Source organism: Massilia sp. P1_C10 (assembly GCF_056406475.1).
Window position 1 is genome coordinate 18,611 of sequence record NZ_JBFUAC010000014.1, and the last position, 16,562, is coordinate 35,172.

Genomic DNA, 16,562 nt, shown 5'->3' on the forward strand with positions numbered 1-16,562 from the left:
TTGAGCCTTCACATTAGCTCAAATGAGACAGACCGCAAGCGAACAGATCAATGGATCAGCGGCGCCCGAACATCATCAGCTCGGCCAGCAGCGAGCGCGCCGGCGCGACGACGTCGAGCACGCCGAGCGACAGGCCGAGCAGCGCCTGCGCCGGGCCCCGGTCGGCGAACACGCGCGCCATGGTGTCGGTCAGCGTCACCGTGGTGGCGCGGTCCTTCTCGCGCGCGGCACTGAACGCGGTCAGCGCCGCCGGGCTGGTTTCCCTTGCCAGCAGGCGCGCCAGCACGGCGGCGTCGCGCAGGCCCAGGTTCAGTCCCTGGCCGGCCACCGGATGCAGCGTCTGCGCCGCATTGCCGATGGCGACCGTGCGATTCGTTGCGCGCGACTCGGCGTTCAGCCCGAGCGGAAACGCCGCCCGGCTTGAAGCGCGGGTGAAGCGGCCCAGCCGGCTGCCGAACGCGTCGCCCAGATGCGCGAGAAAGGCGTCGTCATCGAGCGCCAGCATGGCCTGCGCGCGCTCGGGGCGCATGCACCACACCAGCGCGTACTGCAGGCCGTCCGCGCCGTCCTGCGGCAGCAGCGCCAGCGGGCCTTCGTCGGTGAAGCGCTCGTAGGCGCGGTGCGCGATCGGCGTGCTGGCCGCCACCCGCGCGATGACGGCGCTCTGCTGATAGTCGCGCTGCACTGACCGCCGCTCCTGCTGGCCGAATACGCCGCCCTCGGCCTGCACCGCCAGCGCGGCATGCAGTTCCTGCCCATCGTCGAGCCGCAGCACGACGCCCTCGGCGTTTTCTTCGACGGCGCTGGCGCGCGCCGGCCGGATCGATTCGATGCCGAAGCGCTCGCAGGCCGCGGCCAGCGCCGACACCAGTTCGCCGTAGCGCGTGACGTAGCCGAGCGCCGGCAGCTTGTGCTCGTCGCGGTCCATCATGCTGCGGCCGAAATGGCCGCGCCGCGATACGTGGATCTGGTGGATCGGCGTCGACGGCAGCGGCCAGGCGCCAATTTCTTCGAGCAGCATGCGGCTGCCATACGACAGCGCGATCGAGCGCGGATCGGTAATCGCGGCGGACAGCGGCCTGGCGTCGATCAGCGCGATCTGCGCCGGCGCCATGCCGCGCCTGGCCAGCAGCGCGGCCAGCGCCATGCCGACCGGGCCGGCGCCGCAGATGGCGACATCGAACTGGCGCTTCCTCATTGCCGGCGCATCGCTTCTTCGATGTCGGCGACAGTGCGCGGCGCGCCTTCCGACAGGATTTCGTAGCCGCCCGGGGTGACCAGCACGTCGTCCTCGATACGGATGCCGATGTTCCAGAACTGCTCCGGTACGCCGGCGGCCGGGCGCACGTAAATGCCCGGTTCGACCGTCAGCACCATGCCCGCTTGCAGGGGACGCGACGGCTTGCCTTCCGCATGCACGTCGCGGTAGGCGCCGGTATCGTGCACGTCGAGTCCCAGCCAGTGGCCGGTGCCGTGCATGTAGAACTGCAGGTGGGCGCGTTCGGCGATGGCGTTTTCGGCGTTGCCGTAGACCGCCTTGTCGAGCAGGCCGGCGTCGAGCATCCCCTGCGCCAGCACCTTGACCGCGCTGTCGTGGATGTCGCTGTAGCGCCTTCCCGGCACGACCGCGGCCAGCGCCGCCGACTGCGCGGCCAGCACCAGTTCGTACAGCAGCTTCTGCGGCGCCGAGAAGCGTCCGTTGACCGGAAAGGTGCGCGTGATGTCGGCGGCGTAGCTGTCGAATTCGCAGCCGGCGTCGATCAGCACCAGGTCGCCGTCGCGGCTTTGCGCGCTGTTGCTGTTGTAGTGCAGGACGCAGGCGTTGGCGCCGGCGGCGACGATCGGCGTGTATGCCGGATACTGGGCGCCGCTGCGGCGGAACTCATGCAGCAGTTCCGCCTCGATTTCGTACTCGAACATGCCGGGACGGGCGGCGCGCATCGCGCGCAGGTGGGCGCGCGCCGAAATCTCTCCGGCGCGGCGCATGGTGGCCTGCTCGCTGTCGTCCTTGAACAGGCGCATTTCGTCGAGCATGGCCAGCAGGTCGTGCGCGACGGCCGGCGCGGTGACGCCGGTGCGCGCCTGGCGCCGCACGTTCTGCAGCCAGGTCTTCATCTGCAGGTCGAGCGCGGCGCTGTGGCCGAGCGCGTAGTAGGCCGCCGGCGCGTTGGCCAGCAGGCGCGTCATCTCGCCGTCCAGGTCTTCGATCGGAAATGCCGCATCGAAGCCGAACGCTTCGCGCGCGCCGTCCGGGCCGTGGCGGAAGCCGTCCCAGATTTCGCGCTCGACGTTTTTCTGGCGGCAGAACAGGATCGCCTGCGCCGGCTTGTCGGCGAGGGCCGCGACCAGCACCAGCACGCTGTCCGGTTCCGTGAAGCCGGTCAGGTAATAGAAGTAGCTGTCGTGGCGATACGGATAATCGCTGTCGGCGTTGCGCGGCGCTTCCGGCGCGGTCGCGAGGATCGCCACCGCGCCCGGCTGCATCTGCGCGAGCAGGCGCGCGCGGCGCGCGGCGAACGGGCTCACGATGCGGCCTTCTGCGCCAACGGCGCGTTCAGTTCCTCCAGCTGTTCGATGGTGCCGACGTTGACCCACTGGCCGTCGTAGATCTCGCCGCCGACCTGTTTCAGATCGATGAACTTGCGCATCAGCGGGCCGAAGCGGGCGTGCTCACCTGGCTGGATACCGGCGAACATCTCGGGCCGGTACACGCCGATGCCGGCGAAGTTCCACTTCGGCGCGCCCTCGTTCGACAGCGTGTACATGTCGATGGCGAAGTCGCCGTCGGGGTTGTGCCACGGGTTCGGCGTCAGGTACAGCCAGGCCACGTCGCGCTTGTCAAGCGGGTGCGGATTGCCCCAGATGTCCTTGTCGTGCAGGACGTCCTTGACCTGGCTGAAGTCGAAGTAGGGGCAGTAGATGTCGCCCGACACCGCGACGAAGGGCTCGTCGCCGAGCAGGTGCAGCGCGTTGGCGATGCCGCCCGCGGTCTCGAGCGCGGTTTCCTCGCGCGAGTACACGATCTTCGCGCCGTACTTGCTGCCGTCGCCCAGTTCTTCCTCGATCATGTGGCCGAGGTGCGCGTGGTTGATGACGATCTCGGTGATCCCGGCGCGCACCAGGTTGAGCACCTGCCAGGCGATCAGCGGCCGGCCGCGCACTTTGAGCAGCGGCTTCGGGCAGGCGTCGGTCAGCGGACGCATGCGCTCGCCGCGCCCGGCGGCAAAAATCATGGCTTTCATGGGAGTCCGATCAGAAGGTGTAGCCGACCTGCGGCATCTTGTTTTCGAGCTCGTCGAGCAGGCGCACCAGCGGCTTGAGGGCCGAGTAGCGGTTCGCCGTCTTGCGCACGTAATCCATCACGGTTGGCAGGTCGCCCATGTAGATGGCCTTGCCGTCGCGGTAGTTCAGGCGGCAGAAGATGCCGAGGATTTTCAGGTGGCGCTGCAGGGCCATGAATTCGAAGTCGCGGTAGAACGCGTCGATGTCCGGATTGACCGGCAGGCCGACCTGCTTGGCGCGCTGCCAGTAGCGCACCACCCAGTCCAGCACGACCTCTTCGTCCCACTGGATGTAGGCGTCGCGCAGCAGCGAGCCGAGGTCGTAGGTGACCGGCCCGTAGACCGCATCCTGGAAATCGAGCACGCCCGGATTGTTCTGGTCCATGAACATCAGGTTGCGCGAGTGGTAGTCGCGGTGCATGAACACCTGCTGCTGCGCCAGCACGTTGGAGCAGATCGCCTCGAACACGGCGTCGAGCTGGGCCTGCTGCGCCGGCTTCAGCTCGAGGCCGAGGTGCTTGCCGATGAACCATTCGGGGAACAGGTTCATCTCGCGCATCACGAAGGCGCGGTCGAAGTCGGGCAGCACGCCGGGCTGGCTGGTGAGCTGGAACTTGATCAGCGCGTCGACCGCGTCCGAATACATGAAGGCGGCGTTGTCGACATCCAGGCGCGCCAGGTAAGTGGTGGTGCCCAGGTCCGACAGCAGCAGGAAGCCGTTCGGCACGTCGCGCGCGACGATGGCCGGCACGTTGACGCCCGCCTCCATCAGCAGGCCGGCGACGTGGATGAAGGCCGGGACGTTCTCGCGTTCCGGCGGCGCGTCCATGGCGATCAGGGTCGCGCCCAGCCTGTCCTGCAATTCGGGCAGCACGTCGAGCCGGAAGTAGCGCCGGAAGCTGGCGTCGGACGAGGCAGGGCGACGGCTGTCGACCCGCACCAGCCCGAGCGTATCGAGCCAGCCGTTCAGTTGAACCAGACGGGCGTCGGGCGAGGTCGGTGCGGTGGAAGGTGATGACATTAAAGACATGAAGCGACCTGTAGAATCCGGAGGAATGTGGCAATTCCCATATAATAAGGGATTAGCCCTAAAAAATCGCCCTTCAATGGTGTTTGTACCCGTCTCATGAGCTGGTTCTCAGCCCCCCAACCCTCGCAACGCTGGGTCTACGCCCTCAGTGCGCTCGCCACCGTCACGGCGGGGCCGCTGCATGCGCAGACGGTGCCGAGGCCACCGCGGGTGGACGATCCGAACGCGCCGACCGTGATGCAGGCGGAACAGGTCACCGGCCGACCGGACCGCGAAATCAACCTGGTGCGCGATGCGGAACTGGTCAAGGGGAAGACCCGCCTGACCGCGGACACAGCTTGTTACAAAGTGGTCGAGGACGAGGTCACGGCCCAGGGGCATGTGCAGATGTGGCGCTTCGGCGACCGCTACAAGGGCGACGCGCTGCAGATGGCGCTCGATTCCGGGCGCGGCTGGGTGCTGCATCCGGAATACCGGCTGGAGATGAACAACGCGCAGGGCCGCGCCAACCGCATCGACTTCATCAGCGAGGACGAGGCGGTGGTGGCCGACGGCACCTACAGCACCTGCGAAGGGCCGAATCCGGACTGGTACCTGAAGGCCGACACCTTGCGCCTCGACAGCGGGCGCGACGTCGGCACGGCCGGCAAGACCATCGTCTACTTCAAGGGCGTGCCGATCATCGGCACCCCGGCGATGTCGTTCTCGCTGTCCGGCTCGCGCCGCTCCGGCTGGCTGCCGCCGTCGATCGGCTTCGGCTCGAAGGGTTCGGGCGAAGTGATGGTGCCCTACTATTTCAACATCGCGCCGAACCGCGACCTGACGCTGTATCCGCGCCTGATCCTGCGCCGCGGCCTGCAGATGGGCGCAACCGCGCGCTACATCGGCGAGACCGGCGCCGGCCCGTATTCGGGCGAGACGCACGCCGAACTGCTGGTGCACGACCGCGTCACCGACACCGACCGCTGGCTGATCAACTCGCAGCACTCGCAGGCGATCGCGCCGGGGTTGTCGTACGGCTGGTTCATCCACGCGGCGTCCGACGACCAGTATCCCTCCGACTTTTCGAAATCGATCGCCAACAGCGCCGAGCGCCAGCTGCTGCGCGAACTGCGCACCGACTACCAGCAGCCGTTCTGGAGCCTGACCGCGCGCGTGCAGAACTACCAGGTGCTGCAGGATCCGGCCGCGGCGACCAATCCGAGCCTGGCGGTGCCGCGCCCGTACGACCGGCTGCCGCAGATTAACTTCCACACCGGCCGCTACGACGTTGCCGGCTTCGACTGGGCGGTCGACGCCGAGCTGACCCGTTTCTCGCATCCGACCCAGGTCAACGGCAACCGCGCGGTGGTGGTGCCGCAGCTGTCGTATCCGTGGGTGCGCCCCGGGTACTTCATCACGCCGAAGCTGATGCTCAACGCCGCCAAGTACGACCTGGACGGCAACAGCTTCAATCCGGGCGCGGCCGGCACCTCGCTCTCGCGCGCGCTGCCCACCTTCTCGCTCGACAGCGGCATGGTGTTCGAGCGCGACGGCAAGCTGTTCGGCCGCGCGGTCACCCAGACGCTCGAGCCGCGCCTGTTCTATGTGCGCACGCCGTACAAGGACCAGAGCCAGTTCCCGAATTTCGACAGCGCCGAGGCGGGCTTCAATTTCGCCCAGATCTTCACCGAGAACCGCTTCATCGGCTCGGACCGGATCGCCGACGCCAACCAGCTGACCGCGGCGCTGGTGTCGCGCTACATCGAGAGCAACGGCGCCGAGCGCCTGCGCCTGGCGATGGGGCAGCGCTTCTACTTCAGCCAGCAGCGCGTGCAGCTCGATCCGAACGCGAAGCTGAACCAGAGCCGCTCGGACGTGCTGCTGGCCGCCGCCGGCCGCATCGCCGACGATTGGAGCTTCGACAGCGCGATACAATACAATGCGAGCGCACGCAGCGTGTTCAGCTCGAACTACGGCGTGCAATGGCGCCCGGCGCCGAAGAAGGTGGTCAACGCCGAATACCGCTACGTGCGCGACAGCTTCAAGAACATCGACCTGTCGAGCCAGTGGCCCTTGTCGGCGCGCTGGTACGGCGTGGGCCGGGTCAGCTATGAGCTGCGCGACCGCAAGGTGCTCGAGAGCCTGGTGGGACTCGAGTACAAGGCCGATTGCTGGGTGTTCCGGATGGGCGCGCAGCGCTTCGTGACGGCGGCCCAGACCACCTCGACGCCGATCTTCTTCCAGCTCGAACTGAACGGCCTGTCGAAACTCGGACTTGGCAATCCGCTGGAGTCGTTTTACAAGAGCATCCCCGGCTATGCCCGGCTCAATCCGGAGACCGGCCGCTAGGCGCGCCGATGTCGGTTTTTTTTCATTCACCTGAATATGAGTGCCACTTTCGATTATGCGTAATATCCGTCTGCACCAACTGAACATCGCCGCCGTCCTGCTGTGCACCCTGGCCGCCGGCCAGGCCGCCGCCCAGACCGCGCCCGGCGCCAAGCCGGCCGCGCCCGCCGTCAAGCCGACCAGCGGCTTCCTGCCGCCGGCGTCCAGTTCGGCCCACGTGATCGATTCGATCGCGGTGGTGGTCAACGACGACGTGATCACGACCAACGAGATCGCCGCGCGGGTGAAAAGCATCGAAGCGCGCATGAAGGCCGGCAACGCGCCGATGCCCGATGCGGCCGACCTGCGCCGCCAGGTGGTGGAGGCGATGATCGTCGAACGCGCGCAGCAGCAGCTGGCCAAGGAAATGGGCGTGAAGGTCAGCGACCTGGAACTCGACCGCGCGATCGCGCGCATCGCCGAAGGCCAGAAAATGACCCTGCAGGAGATGCGCAACCAGATGGAGAAGGAAGGCATGACCTATGCCACCTTCCGCGAAGAGATCCGCAACGAGATCATGATGCAGCGTCTGCGCGAGCACGAAGTCGACAACAAGATCCAGATCTCGGACGCCGAGGTGGACACCTACCTGGCCACCGAAAAGGCCGCCGCCGCCGAGCAGGTCGAGATCAACATCTCGCAGATCCTGGTGGGCATCCCGCAAAACGCGACGCCCGAGCAGATCGCCGCCCGCAAGGCGCGTGCCGATGAAGTGGCGCGCCAGCTGCGCACCGGCGCCGATTTCGCCAAGATCGCCGCCACCTATTCGGACGCGCCGGACGCGCTCAAGGGCGGCGAAGTGGGCTGGCGCGACGCCAACCGCCTGCCGCCGCTGTTCGCGACCGAACTGCTGAAGCTGGCGCCGGGCCAGATCACGCCTGTGATCCGCAGCAACACCGGCTTCCACGTGCTCAAGCTGGTCGGCAAACGCAGCGCCGCCGCCGCGCAGCAGGCCGCCGCGGTCCAGACCCAGAGCCACGTGCGCCACATCCTGCTGAAGGTCACCCCGACCATGACGGCGGTGGAAGCGAAGCGCAAGCTGACCGAACTGAAGGAGCGCCTCGACAACAAGGCCGCCAAGTTCGAAGATCTGGCGCGCCTGTTCTCGAACGACGCCTCGGCGGCCAAGGGCGGCGACCTGGGCTGGATGGCGCCGGGCGATTCGGTGCCGGAATTCGAATCGGTGGTCAATTCGCTCAAGCCGGGCGAAGTGAGCGCCCCGGTCGAGACGCCGTTCGGCGTGCACCTGATCGAGGTGATCGAGCGCAAGAGCGACGACCAGTCGAAGATCAAGGAGCGCGACATCGCGCGCAACGTGATCCGCGAGCGCAAGATGCAGGAAGCGACCGAAGACTGGGCGCGCCAGGTGCGCGACCGCGCCTACGTCGAGTTCCGCGAGGACAAGTAAGGCATGACCGGCAGCCGTCCCGCGATCGCCGTCACCACCGGCGAGCCGGCCGGGATCGGCCCGGAAATCTCGCTGCGCGCGGCGTGGGCGCTGCGGCGCGAGGTCAACTGCGTGCTGCTGGGCGACGCCGCCTTCCTGGCGATGATCGCCGCCGACGTCGACCCGGAGATCCGGATCGCTGCCTTGTCGACGCAGGCGCTGCGCAACGGCGGCCTGCCGCATTTCGGCCCTGACCGCCTGACCGTAATCGACGTGCCCCTGGCGGCCCACGTCACGCCCGGCACGCTCGATCCCGCCAACGGACGCGCCGTGCTGGCCACGCTCGACCTGGCCGTCGAAGGCATCGGGGCCGGCTGGTTCGCGGCCATGGTCACCGCGCCGCTGCAAAAGAGCACCATCAACGACGCCGGCGTTGCGTTTTCCGGCCACACCGAATACCTGGCCGGGAAGACCGGCACGCCGCTGGTGGTGATGATGCTGGCGGGCGCCACCGCGGCCGGCGGCGCGCCCTTGCGGGTGGCGCTGGCCACCACCCATTTGCCGCTGCGCGCGGTGGCCGACGCGATCAGCCAGGACAGCCTGGCGCGCGTGCTCGACATCGTCGACGCCGACTTGAAGGGCAAGTTCGGCATCGCCGCGCCGCGCATCCTGGTGGCCGGCCTGAACCCGCACGCGGGCGAGAACGGCTACCTTGGGCGCGAAGAGATCGACACCATCATCCCGGCATTGGAAGCGGCGCGCGCGCGCGGCATCGATGCGCGCGGCCCGTATCCGGCCGACACGCTGTTCCAGCCGAAATACCTGCAGGACGCCGACTGCGTGCTGGCGATGTACCACGACCAGGGCTTGCCGGTGCTCAAGCACGCCACCTTCGGGCGCGGCGTCAACATCACGCTCGGGCTGCCGCTGATCCGCACCTCGGTCGACCACGGCACCGCGCTCGACCTGGCCGCGCTGGGCCCCGGCCACGCCGATAGCGCCAGCATGGAAGAAGCGATCCGCAGCGCGCTGCTGATGGCCGCCGCCCGGCGCCGCGCCCTTTAATTCACGAAAAGAACACCAATGAAACACGTCGCCCGCAAACGCTTCGGCCAGAATTTCCTGACCGACAAAATGGTCCTTTCCGAGATCATCGACGCGATCGACCCGGAACCGGGCCAGGCGATGGTCGAAATCGGGCCGGGCCTGGCCGCGATGACGGCGCTGATCCTCAAGCGCCTGCCGCACATGCACGTCGTCGAGCTGGACCGCGACCTGGTCGCGCGGCTGGAAAAATCCTTCCCGCGCGACAAACTGACGATCCACTCGGGCGATGCGCTCAAGTTCGACTTCGGCAGCATTCCCGTGCCGGAAGGGCAGAAGCTGCGCGTGGTCGGCAACCTGCCGTACAACATCTCGAGCCCGCTGCTGTTCCACCTGGCCGAGTTCGCGCACCTGATCGAAGACCAGCACTTCATGCTGCAGAAGGAAGTGGTCGAGCGCATGGTGGCCGAGCCGGGCGGCAAGGCCTACGGGCGGCTGTCGGTGATGCTGCAGTGGCGCTACGACATGTCGCTGCTGTTCATCGTGCCGCCGACCGCCTTCGATCCGCCGCCGCAGGTGGAATCGGCGATCGTGCGCATGGTGCCGGTGCGCGAACAGCTCGCCTGCGACGGCGCGACGCTGTCGGCGGTGGTGCTGAAGGCGTTCTCGCAGCGCCGCAAGGTGATCCGCAACTGCCTGTCGGGCATGTTTACCGAGGCGCAGATCGTCGCGGCAGGGATCAATCCGACCGATCGTCCCGAGGCGGTGGGGCTGGCGCAGTATGTCGCGCTGGCCAACCTGCTCAAGCCGGCGGCTTAGGCGCTTTTTCCTCCAGCATGGCCAGGGCGACCTTGTGCGCCTCGGCCTCGGCCTCGGCTTCGGTGTCGAACACGTGCTCGACGGAGACGCGCTGCGCCGGCACGATGCTGTTCAGGTGCATCGGATTGGTCGACGGGCCGTAGATGGTCACCCAGGCGGCCCAGCCCTCGACGTCGGTCATCCTGACCGCGGAATACTCGATCTCGTAGTCTCCCAGTTGCTCGGTCGGCACATTACGCTCCTCACGGTGGTGTCGCGCCCATGATGCCACTTTTGCACGGATCGGGATGCCCGGCTGCGCGCCGGCGTCGCGTCATGCCCGCCGCCGCACGCGCTCGACCCGGCAGCAAACGCGAACGCAACATCGATTGCCGCCTCAGCCGCCCCCGGTGTTGATTTGCCCAACCCCGGTATCGGGCGAAAAAAAAGCCCGCTGTTGAGCGGGCTTGAAATCCAATTCTTTTTAAGGAGAGTTGGAGGAGACAGGTGCATTATGCTGCGCCACGGCATATTTCGCCAATTTATCTTTTGGATATCAGATATGTTCGGCGGAAATATCTCATCAGGCCGCTGGTTTCGGCGAGCACTGGACCACGATGTTGGTCACAGCCGCGTCGCCCATCACGCCGCTGCCGTTCTGGGTGACGGTGCAGACATTGTTGGCGGGCTGGGTCAGCACCGACACGCCGTAGGTCGAGCCGAACGCCGCTGCCGGCAGGGTGAAGGTGGTAGCGCCGGTGTTGAGTGTGACGCTGCCCCCCAGGGTGCCGTTGGTCAGCACCAGGCCGTCGGAACTGAGGCCGCTGATGGTGCCGCCGACGGTGTAGCTGTTGAGCGAGCACAGTACCCCGACATCGATCGAAACGAGCCGGCCGGCCGTATCCTTGGCGCCGCCGGTCAGCTTGCCGTTGGGGTCGGTGAACGCGCCGACTGTGCAGGCCTGATGGGCCGGCTGGGTTTTGATCGTCACTTCATACGTTTCGCCGTAGGAAATCGAGTTCGGGAAGGCGAAATTGACCAGGGGGACCGGCGTGGCGGCAGTCGGGGTGCCGGGAGCCACGTTCAGGTCCATGCCGTTGCTGTTGAGCACGAGGCCCGGGTACTGCAGGCCGGCAACCTCGCCGCCGATGGTGAAGCTCGCCTTGCCGCCGCAGGCGCCGAGCGTCAACGCCAGCGCGATCGCCAGCGCCGGGCGCAGGAATTTGAAAGTCATAGGGTTCTCCAGAAAGTAGGGGCGATCAGACGCAGGTGACGGCGATGTTCGTCACTTTTGACGATCCCATCGTGCCGACGCCGTTGGCGACGGAGCAGGTGCGGCCGGTCGGCTGGGTCAGCACGGTGACGCCGTAGGGCGCGCCGTCGGCGACCTTGGCGAAGGCGACAGTGGTCGCGCCCGCCGGCACGGCGACCTTGTCCGGACCGTTCACCAGCACCAGGCCGGTCACGTCCAGGCCGCTGACCGTTCCGCCGAGGTCGTAGGTGTTGGTGACGCAGCTAACGACCACCGACGTCACGTTGTAGGCACCGGTGCGGCCCTTGCCATTGATCACGGTGCAGACCGCGCCTTGCGGCTGGGTCTTGACCAGGACCTCGAAGTCCTCGTCGCTGCGCAGCAGTTCGGCGAAGGAGAAGATGCTCGAGCCCGCGGGGACCGACAAGGCCGGTCCGGTGGTCTTGTTTTGCAGTTCCAGGCCGGGCTTGGTCAGGCCGACAACCGAGCCGCCGAGCAGCAGGTTGCCGCTGCCGCCACCGCATGCGGCGAGGCTCAGCGCGCAGGCGAGCGCGACGCTCGAACGCAGGATCAGACTTTTCATGGTTTCTCCAAATACGACAGGGTAAGGCGGGGAAGGCTGGCGCCGTACCGCGGAACAGACAAATTGGTCGTCATTTTAGTGCATTTGGCAATGCGAAGCGCCATTCCTGATGTATCACCGTGTAACTAATGTGCGCGATTTGATTTTCCGGGCCCGTCTCGCTATGCTGATTCGCCGCCACCACCACCGACGCCAATGACCGCAACCCGCCGCCCCGCCTGGCCCAAAGCCGTGCTGTTCGACCTCGACGACACGCTGTGGCCGATCGCCCCGGTGATCGCCCAGGCCGAGCTGTCCCTGTACGCCTGGCTGCAGCGCCATGCGGCGCCGGTGGCCGCGGCGCACACCATCGACAGCCTGCGCGCGGCGCGCCTGGCGCTGCTCGAGCGCGAGCCCGGCTACCGCCTCGACCTGGGCGCGCTGCGCCGCGCCGGCCTGCTGCTGGCGTTTGCCGAAGCGGGCGAGGACAGCGCCAAGGTCGACCTGGCGATGGAGCACTTTTTTGCTGCCCGCAATACCGTCGCGCCCTATGCCGACGTGCTGCACGGGCTCGAGCGGCTGGGCCGGCGCGTGCTGGTCGGCTCGATCTCGAACGGCAACGCCGACCTGCGCGCGATCGGCATCGCCCACCACTTCAAGGTGTCGGTCGCGGCGCACGAATTCGGCGTCGCCAAGCCGGACCCGGCCATCTTCCTGGCCGCCTGCCGTGAGCTGGGCGTGGCGCCGCACGAAGCCGTGTATGTCGGCGACGACGTGCTGCTCGACGTGCGCGGCGCCCAGCAGGCCGGCCTGCGCGCGGTGTGGCTCAACCGCACCGGCAGCACCGGCCACCTCGAGCACGGCGTCGAGCCGGACGCGATCTGCGCCGATTTCGACCAGCTGCTGGACTGGCTGGAGCGCCATCACGACTGAGCGATTGCCGCTCGGCACTGCACATGGCGGCGGCGAACGTGCATAATGAGGGTGTACCCGGCCGACTGAAACCCACCACCATGCAACTCGATACCCGCGCACAAACCCTGCTCAAGGCCCTGGTCGAGCGCTATATCGCCGACGGCCAGCCGGTCGGTTCGCGCGCGCTGTCGAAAATTTCCGGGCTCGACCTGTCGCCGGCGACCATCCGCAACATCATGGCCGACCTCGAGGAGATGGGCTACGTGGCCAGCCCGCACACCTCGGCCGGCCGCATCCCGACCCCGCGCGGCTACCGCATCTTCGTCGACACCCTGCTGACGGTGCAGCACATCGACGAGCACGCGGTCGAGTCGCGCATGCGCCTGCAGGCGCCGCAGCCGCAGAAGATCATCTCGAACGCGGCGCAGATGCTGTCGTCGCTGTCGCAGTTCGCCGGCGTGGTGATGAGCCCGCGGCGCGAGTCGGTGTTCCAGCAGATCGAATTTCTGCGCCTGTCGGAAAAGCGCATCCTGCTGGTGATCGTCGACCCGCGCGGCGACGTCCAGAACCGCCTGCTGCTGACCGACGTCGACTACACGCCCGCGCAGCTGATCCAGTCGGCCAACTACATCAACCAGAATTACGGCGGGCTGTCGTTCGACCAGGTGCGCGCGCGCGTCACGGGCGAGCTGCGCCAGCTGCGCGACGACATGAGCCGGCTGATGCAGGCCGCGGTCGAAGCGGGCAGCGAGGCGATGGCCGACCACTCCGACGACATGGTCATCTCCGGCGAGCGCAACCTGCTGTCGGTGTCGGACCTGTCGTCGAACATGACGTCGCTGCGCCAGATGTTCGACATGTTCGAGCAGAAGACCGGATTGATGCAATTACTTGACGTGTCAAGTAAAGCCACGGGCGTGCAGATCTTCATCGGCGGCGAGTCGAATCTGGTGCCGATGGACGAGATGAGCGTGGTGACGGCGCCGTACGAGGTCAACGGCAAGATTGTCGGCACGCTGGGGGTGATCGGCCCGACCCGCATGGCCTACGAGCGGGTGATTCCGATCGTCGACATCACGGCCAAGCTGCTGTCGAACGCGCTGAGCCACGGCTAGCTGCCGGCGAAAGGATCTGACCCCAGGAGGGTCAGACCCTGGTGTAACTCTTAGTGCTTATGCGGGCACGCCGGCTTGACGCAGTTGCCGTAAATCGCCAGCGCATGCTCGGCAATGCTGAACCCGCGCTCGGCGGCGATCTTGTTCTGGCGCGACTCGATTTCCTCGTCGAAGAACTCTTCCACGCGGCCGCAATCGAGACAAACCAGGTGGTCATGGTGCGAGCCGGCGTTCAGCTCGAAAATCGCCTTGCCGGTCTCGAAGTGGTTGCGGTTCAGCAGGCCGGCCTGTTCGAACTGGGTCAATACGCGGTACACCGTGGCCAGGCCCACGTCGAGATTCTCGGTCAGCAGCTGCTTGTAGACGTCTTCCGCGCTCAGGTGGCGCACGTCGCTGTTTTGAAAAATCTCGAGGATTTTCAGGCGGGGCAGGGTCGCTTTCAGGCCGCTGGCCTTCAGGTCGGAGGGGTTGTTGCTCATGTTTGTTGCTCGGATATTGGCAGAGTGCTTTATGATATAGCGTTTTGGAGCTAGCGCTCAAACGTTTTGAGGTCACCCATGCGCGTCAAGAATGTTGTTTTGCACCGTTTTAACACCCGGGCCCCGCTCGCGGCGGCTGCCGCCTGCGCGCTGCTGACCTTGTCCGGCTGCGCTTCGCGCCAGACCCAGCCCGCCCCGCCGGTCTCGACCGCACCGGCCTCGGTCGCCGCCGACGCCAGCAAATCGGCCGCCGCGGCCAACGCCGGCGCCCAGACGACGACCGCGACCCAGCTGCAAAAATTCTTCTGGATTTTCTCGCCTTACCGTCCGGACATCCAGCAGGGCAACTTCGTGTCCCAGGAAATGCTGGCCCAGCTGAAAGTCGGCCAGACCCGCGACCAGGTCAAGTTCCTGCTCGGCACGCCGCTGATGACCGACGTGTTCCACGCCGACCGCTGGGATTATCCGTTCTACCTGGCGCGCGGCAACGGCGAGCTGACCAAGGCGCGCGTGACGGTCTACTTCAAGGACGACAAGGTCGAAAAATTCGACGGCGGCAACCTGCCGACCGAGCGCGAATACATCGCCCGCATCGCCGGCCCGGCCAAGGCCGCCGCCAAGGAAGCGCCGAAGAAGGAAGAGGCCGGCTCGGCCAGCATCAACATCAAGAAATAAGCGCCATCATGACGTCAATGAAAATTGCGGTAGCCGGCGCCAGCGGGCGCATGGGCAAGATGCTGATCGAGGCGATCGCCAGGGCGCCCGACGCCGAGCTGGCGGGCGCGCTGGACGTCGCCGGTTCGCCGGCGCTGGGCAATGACGCCGCGGCCTTCCTGGGCCAGCCGGCCGGCGTGCCGATCGAATCGGACCTGGCGCGCGGCCTCGACGGCGCGCGCGTGCTGATCGACTTCACCCGTCCCGAAGGCACGCTGCAGCACCTGGCCTACTGCGCCGAGCACGGCATCGCGATGGTCATCGGCACCACCGGGTTCGATGACGCCGGCAAAGCCGCGATCCGCGCAGCCGCCGAAAAGACCGCGATCGTGTTCGCGCCCAACATGAGCGTGGGCGTCAACGTCACCCTCAAGCTGCTGGAAATGGCGGCGAAAAGCTTCGCCGAAGGCTACGACATCGAAATTATCGAAGCGCACCATCGCCACAAGGTCGATGCGCCGTCCGGCACCGCGCTGAAGATGGGAGAAGTGATCGCCGACGCGCTCGGCCGCGACCTGAAGCAGTGCGCCGTCTACGGCCGCGAAGGCGTCACCGGCGAGCGCGATCCGTCCACCATCGGCTTCGCCACCATCCGCGGCGGCGACATCGTGGGCGACCACACGGTGCTGTTTGCCGGCGACGGCGAGCGCATCGAAATCAGCCACAAGTCGGGCAGCCGCGTCACCTACGCACACGGCGCCCTGCGTGCGGCGCGCTTCCTGGCCGACAAGACCACCGGCCTGTACGACATGCAGGACGTGCTGGCGCTCAAGCGCTGATCGAGGAGCAAGGACATGGCAACGGCTGAACTGAACGGCGCGGCAATCGACGGCTTGGACAGCTTCCACGCCGCCTCGAAGGCCGCGTTCGGCTTTCCCGACACCTACGGCCACACGATGGACGCCTGGGTCGATTGCCTGAGCTACCTGCGCGACGAAGACGGCATGAGCAAATTTCGCCTGAAGCCGAATGAAGTGCTGGAAATCGTCGTCAAGGACGCCGCCGCCATGCGCGAGCAGGCGCCGGACGTGCTGGAAGAGATCACCTTCTGCGTCGCCGGCATCAACGAGCGCTACGAAGACTACGGCGAGAAGCCGGCGCTGAGGCTGGTCCTGCGCTGAGGTTGGCGTCAGGGGAAATACAGTTTCACGATCACCGCAATGAACATGGAGGTATTGGTCGCGAACATCCAGAAGAAAAGCTTCTTGGCGCTTCTGATTTCTTGCTCTAACGCGTCAAAGCGGCTGTCGAATTTCTGTTCCATCGAGTCCATGCGGCTGGTCAGCGCCTGCTTCATCGCGTCGATACGGCTGCTTAGTTCCTGCTTCACCGCGTCGATGCGGCAGTTTAACTTTTCTCCGGACGCAGCCAGGTCCGCTCGCGACGCCGCGCAACTTACCAGAGCAAGCGCCAGCATTTTGGCGTGAACCTCCGCTTGTGCCTGTGGCACTCCGGCAGCCTCTAGCTGCTGCGCATAATCAATCGCGTTAAATTGGGCGTTCATAAGAGTTAGACCGGATCTTCGTCCAATGGTTCGGATCTTCCGAGCCGATTCCGCGCTCGGCAGCACGGGCGCCGCCCCGAAGCAATATGTACCAGTATAATGTTCGGTTCA

18 protein-coding genes are annotated in these 16,562 nt (G+C 66.4%); 9 read left to right on the forward strand and 9 right to left on the reverse strand.

Going from position 1 to position 16,562, the window contains the following annotated elements; all coding sequences use genetic code 11:
• Positions 1-55: 55 nt before the first annotated feature.
• From AC1D02_RS21410 to AC1D02_RS21425, 4 genes are read right to left on the reverse strand one after another with little or no spacing between them, the layout of a single operon-like run.
• Positions 56-1,198 (reverse strand): UbiH/UbiF/VisC/COQ6 family ubiquinone biosynthesis hydroxylase, encoded by a 1,143-nt coding sequence (locus AC1D02_RS21410; RefSeq protein WP_477320484.1) that lies wholly within the window; start codon positions 1,196-1,198, stop codon positions 56-58.
• Positions 1,195-2,526: a Xaa-Pro aminopeptidase gene (gene pepP, locus AC1D02_RS21415; protein WP_477320485.1), complete on the reverse strand. Its 1,332-nt coding sequence runs from the start codon at positions 2,524-2,526 to the stop codon at positions 1,195-1,197. The genes AC1D02_RS21410 and pepP overlap by 4 nt, the downstream gene beginning before the upstream one ends.
• Positions 2,523-3,242, reverse strand: coding sequence for an N-acetylmuramate alpha-1-phosphate uridylyltransferase MurU (gene murU, locus AC1D02_RS21420; protein ID WP_477320486.1), 720 nt, complete (start codon positions 3,240-3,242; stop codon positions 2,523-2,525). The genes pepP and murU overlap by 4 nt, the downstream gene beginning before the upstream one ends.
• A 10-nt stretch (positions 3,243-3,252) precedes the next feature.
• The gene (locus tag AC1D02_RS21425; protein WP_477320487.1) at positions 3,253-4,311 is read right to left on the reverse strand and encodes an aminoglycoside phosphotransferase family protein; all 1,059 of its coding nucleotides are present in this window, start codon (positions 4,309-4,311) and stop codon (positions 3,253-3,255) included.
• Positions 4,312-4,407: 96 nt separating this feature from the next.
• Here AC1D02_RS21425 and AC1D02_RS21430 point away from each other — a divergent pair, with 96 nt between their 5' ends.
• From AC1D02_RS21430 to rsmA, 4 genes are read left to right on the forward strand one after another with little or no spacing between them, the layout of a single operon-like run.
• On the forward strand, positions 4,408-6,642 hold the full coding sequence (locus tag AC1D02_RS21430) for an LPS-assembly protein LptD (protein WP_477320488.1): 2,235 nt from the start codon (positions 4,408-4,410) through the stop codon (positions 6,640-6,642).
• A gap of 55 nt (positions 6,643-6,697) precedes the next feature.
• Positions 6,698-8,089, forward strand: coding sequence for a peptidylprolyl isomerase (locus tag AC1D02_RS21435; RefSeq protein WP_477320489.1), 1,392 nt, complete (start codon positions 6,698-6,700; stop codon positions 8,087-8,089).
• A 3-nt stretch (positions 8,090-8,092) separates the two neighbouring features.
• Entirely contained in the window at positions 8,093-9,133 is a 1,041-nt protein-coding gene (gene pdxA / locus AC1D02_RS21440) for a 4-hydroxythreonine-4-phosphate dehydrogenase PdxA (protein WP_477320490.1), read from the forward strand.
• Positions 9,134-9,151: 18 nt separating this feature from the next.
• Positions 9,152-9,931, forward strand: a complete 780-nt coding sequence (gene rsmA / locus AC1D02_RS21445) for a 16S rRNA (adenine(1518)-N(6)/adenine(1519)-N(6))-dimethyltransferase RsmA (protein ID WP_477320491.1) — start codon at positions 9,152-9,154, stop codon at positions 9,929-9,931.
• Here the strand turns inward: rsmA and AC1D02_RS21450 are convergent.
• The 3 genes from AC1D02_RS21450 to AC1D02_RS21460 all read right to left on the reverse strand — a co-directional run bounded on the left by AC1D02_RS21450 (position 9,915) and on the right by AC1D02_RS21460 (position 11,745).
• Positions 9,915-10,163 (reverse strand): hypothetical protein, encoded by a 249-nt coding sequence (locus AC1D02_RS21450; protein ID WP_477320492.1) that lies wholly within the window; start codon positions 10,161-10,163, stop codon positions 9,915-9,917. The genes rsmA and AC1D02_RS21450 overlap by 17 nt on opposite strands.
• Positions 10,164-10,493: 330 nt before the next feature.
• Positions 10,494-11,144 carry a hypothetical protein gene (locus AC1D02_RS21455; RefSeq protein ID WP_477320493.1) on the reverse strand — a complete coding sequence of 217 codons (651 nt, stop codon included), beginning with the start codon at positions 11,142-11,144 and terminating at the stop codon, positions 10,494-10,496.
• 25 nt (positions 11,145-11,169) lie between these two features.
• A complete protein-coding gene (locus AC1D02_RS21460) occupies positions 11,170-11,745 on the reverse strand; it encodes a hypothetical protein (protein ID WP_477320494.1) in 576 nt (191 codons plus the stop codon).
• Positions 11,746-11,940: 195 nt separating this feature from the next.
• Between AC1D02_RS21460 and AC1D02_RS21465 the strand changes: the two genes are divergently transcribed.
• Together AC1D02_RS21465 and hrcA are read left to right on the forward strand one after the other, a co-directional pair.
• Positions 11,941-12,657 (forward strand): HAD family hydrolase, encoded by a 717-nt coding sequence (locus tag AC1D02_RS21465; RefSeq protein ID WP_477320495.1) that lies wholly within the window; start codon positions 11,941-11,943, stop codon positions 12,655-12,657.
• A gap of 80 nt (positions 12,658-12,737) precedes the next feature.
• Positions 12,738-13,754, forward strand: a complete 1,017-nt coding sequence (hrcA, locus tag AC1D02_RS21470) for a heat-inducible transcriptional repressor HrcA (protein ID WP_477320496.1) — start codon at positions 12,738-12,740, stop codon at positions 13,752-13,754.
• 50 nt (positions 13,755-13,804) lie between these two features.
• On the opposite strand, the gene fur is transcribed toward hrcA, so the two are convergent.
• The gene (gene fur / locus AC1D02_RS21475) at positions 13,805-14,233 is read right to left on the reverse strand and encodes a ferric iron uptake transcriptional regulator (protein WP_477320497.1); all 429 of its coding nucleotides are present in this window, start codon (positions 14,231-14,233) and stop codon (positions 13,805-13,807) included.
• Positions 14,234-14,311: 78 nt separating this feature from the next.
• Between fur and AC1D02_RS21480 the strand changes: the two genes are divergently transcribed.
• Genes AC1D02_RS21480 through AC1D02_RS21490 form a run of 3 tightly spaced genes read left to right on the forward strand, consistent with a single transcriptional unit; the run spans position 14,312 to position 16,068 of the window.
• Positions 14,312-14,908, forward strand: coding sequence for an outer membrane protein assembly factor BamE (locus tag AC1D02_RS21480; protein ID WP_477320498.1), 597 nt, complete (start codon positions 14,312-14,314; stop codon positions 14,906-14,908).
• Between the two features lie 8 nt (positions 14,909-14,916).
• On the forward strand, positions 14,917-15,726 hold the full coding sequence (dapB, locus tag AC1D02_RS21485; RefSeq protein ID WP_477320499.1) for a 4-hydroxy-tetrahydrodipicolinate reductase: 810 nt from the start codon (positions 14,917-14,919) through the stop codon (positions 15,724-15,726).
• A 15-nt stretch (positions 15,727-15,741) separates the two neighbouring features.
• Entirely contained in the window at positions 15,742-16,068 is a 327-nt protein-coding gene (locus AC1D02_RS21490) for a barstar family protein (protein WP_477320500.1), read from the forward strand.
• Between the two features lie 8 nt (positions 16,069-16,076).
• Here the strand turns inward: AC1D02_RS21490 and AC1D02_RS21495 are convergent, their stop codons facing one another.
• Entirely contained in the window at positions 16,077-16,451 is a 375-nt protein-coding gene (locus AC1D02_RS21495; RefSeq protein WP_477320501.1) for a hypothetical protein, read from the reverse strand.
• Positions 16,452-16,562: the final 111 nt, after the last annotated feature.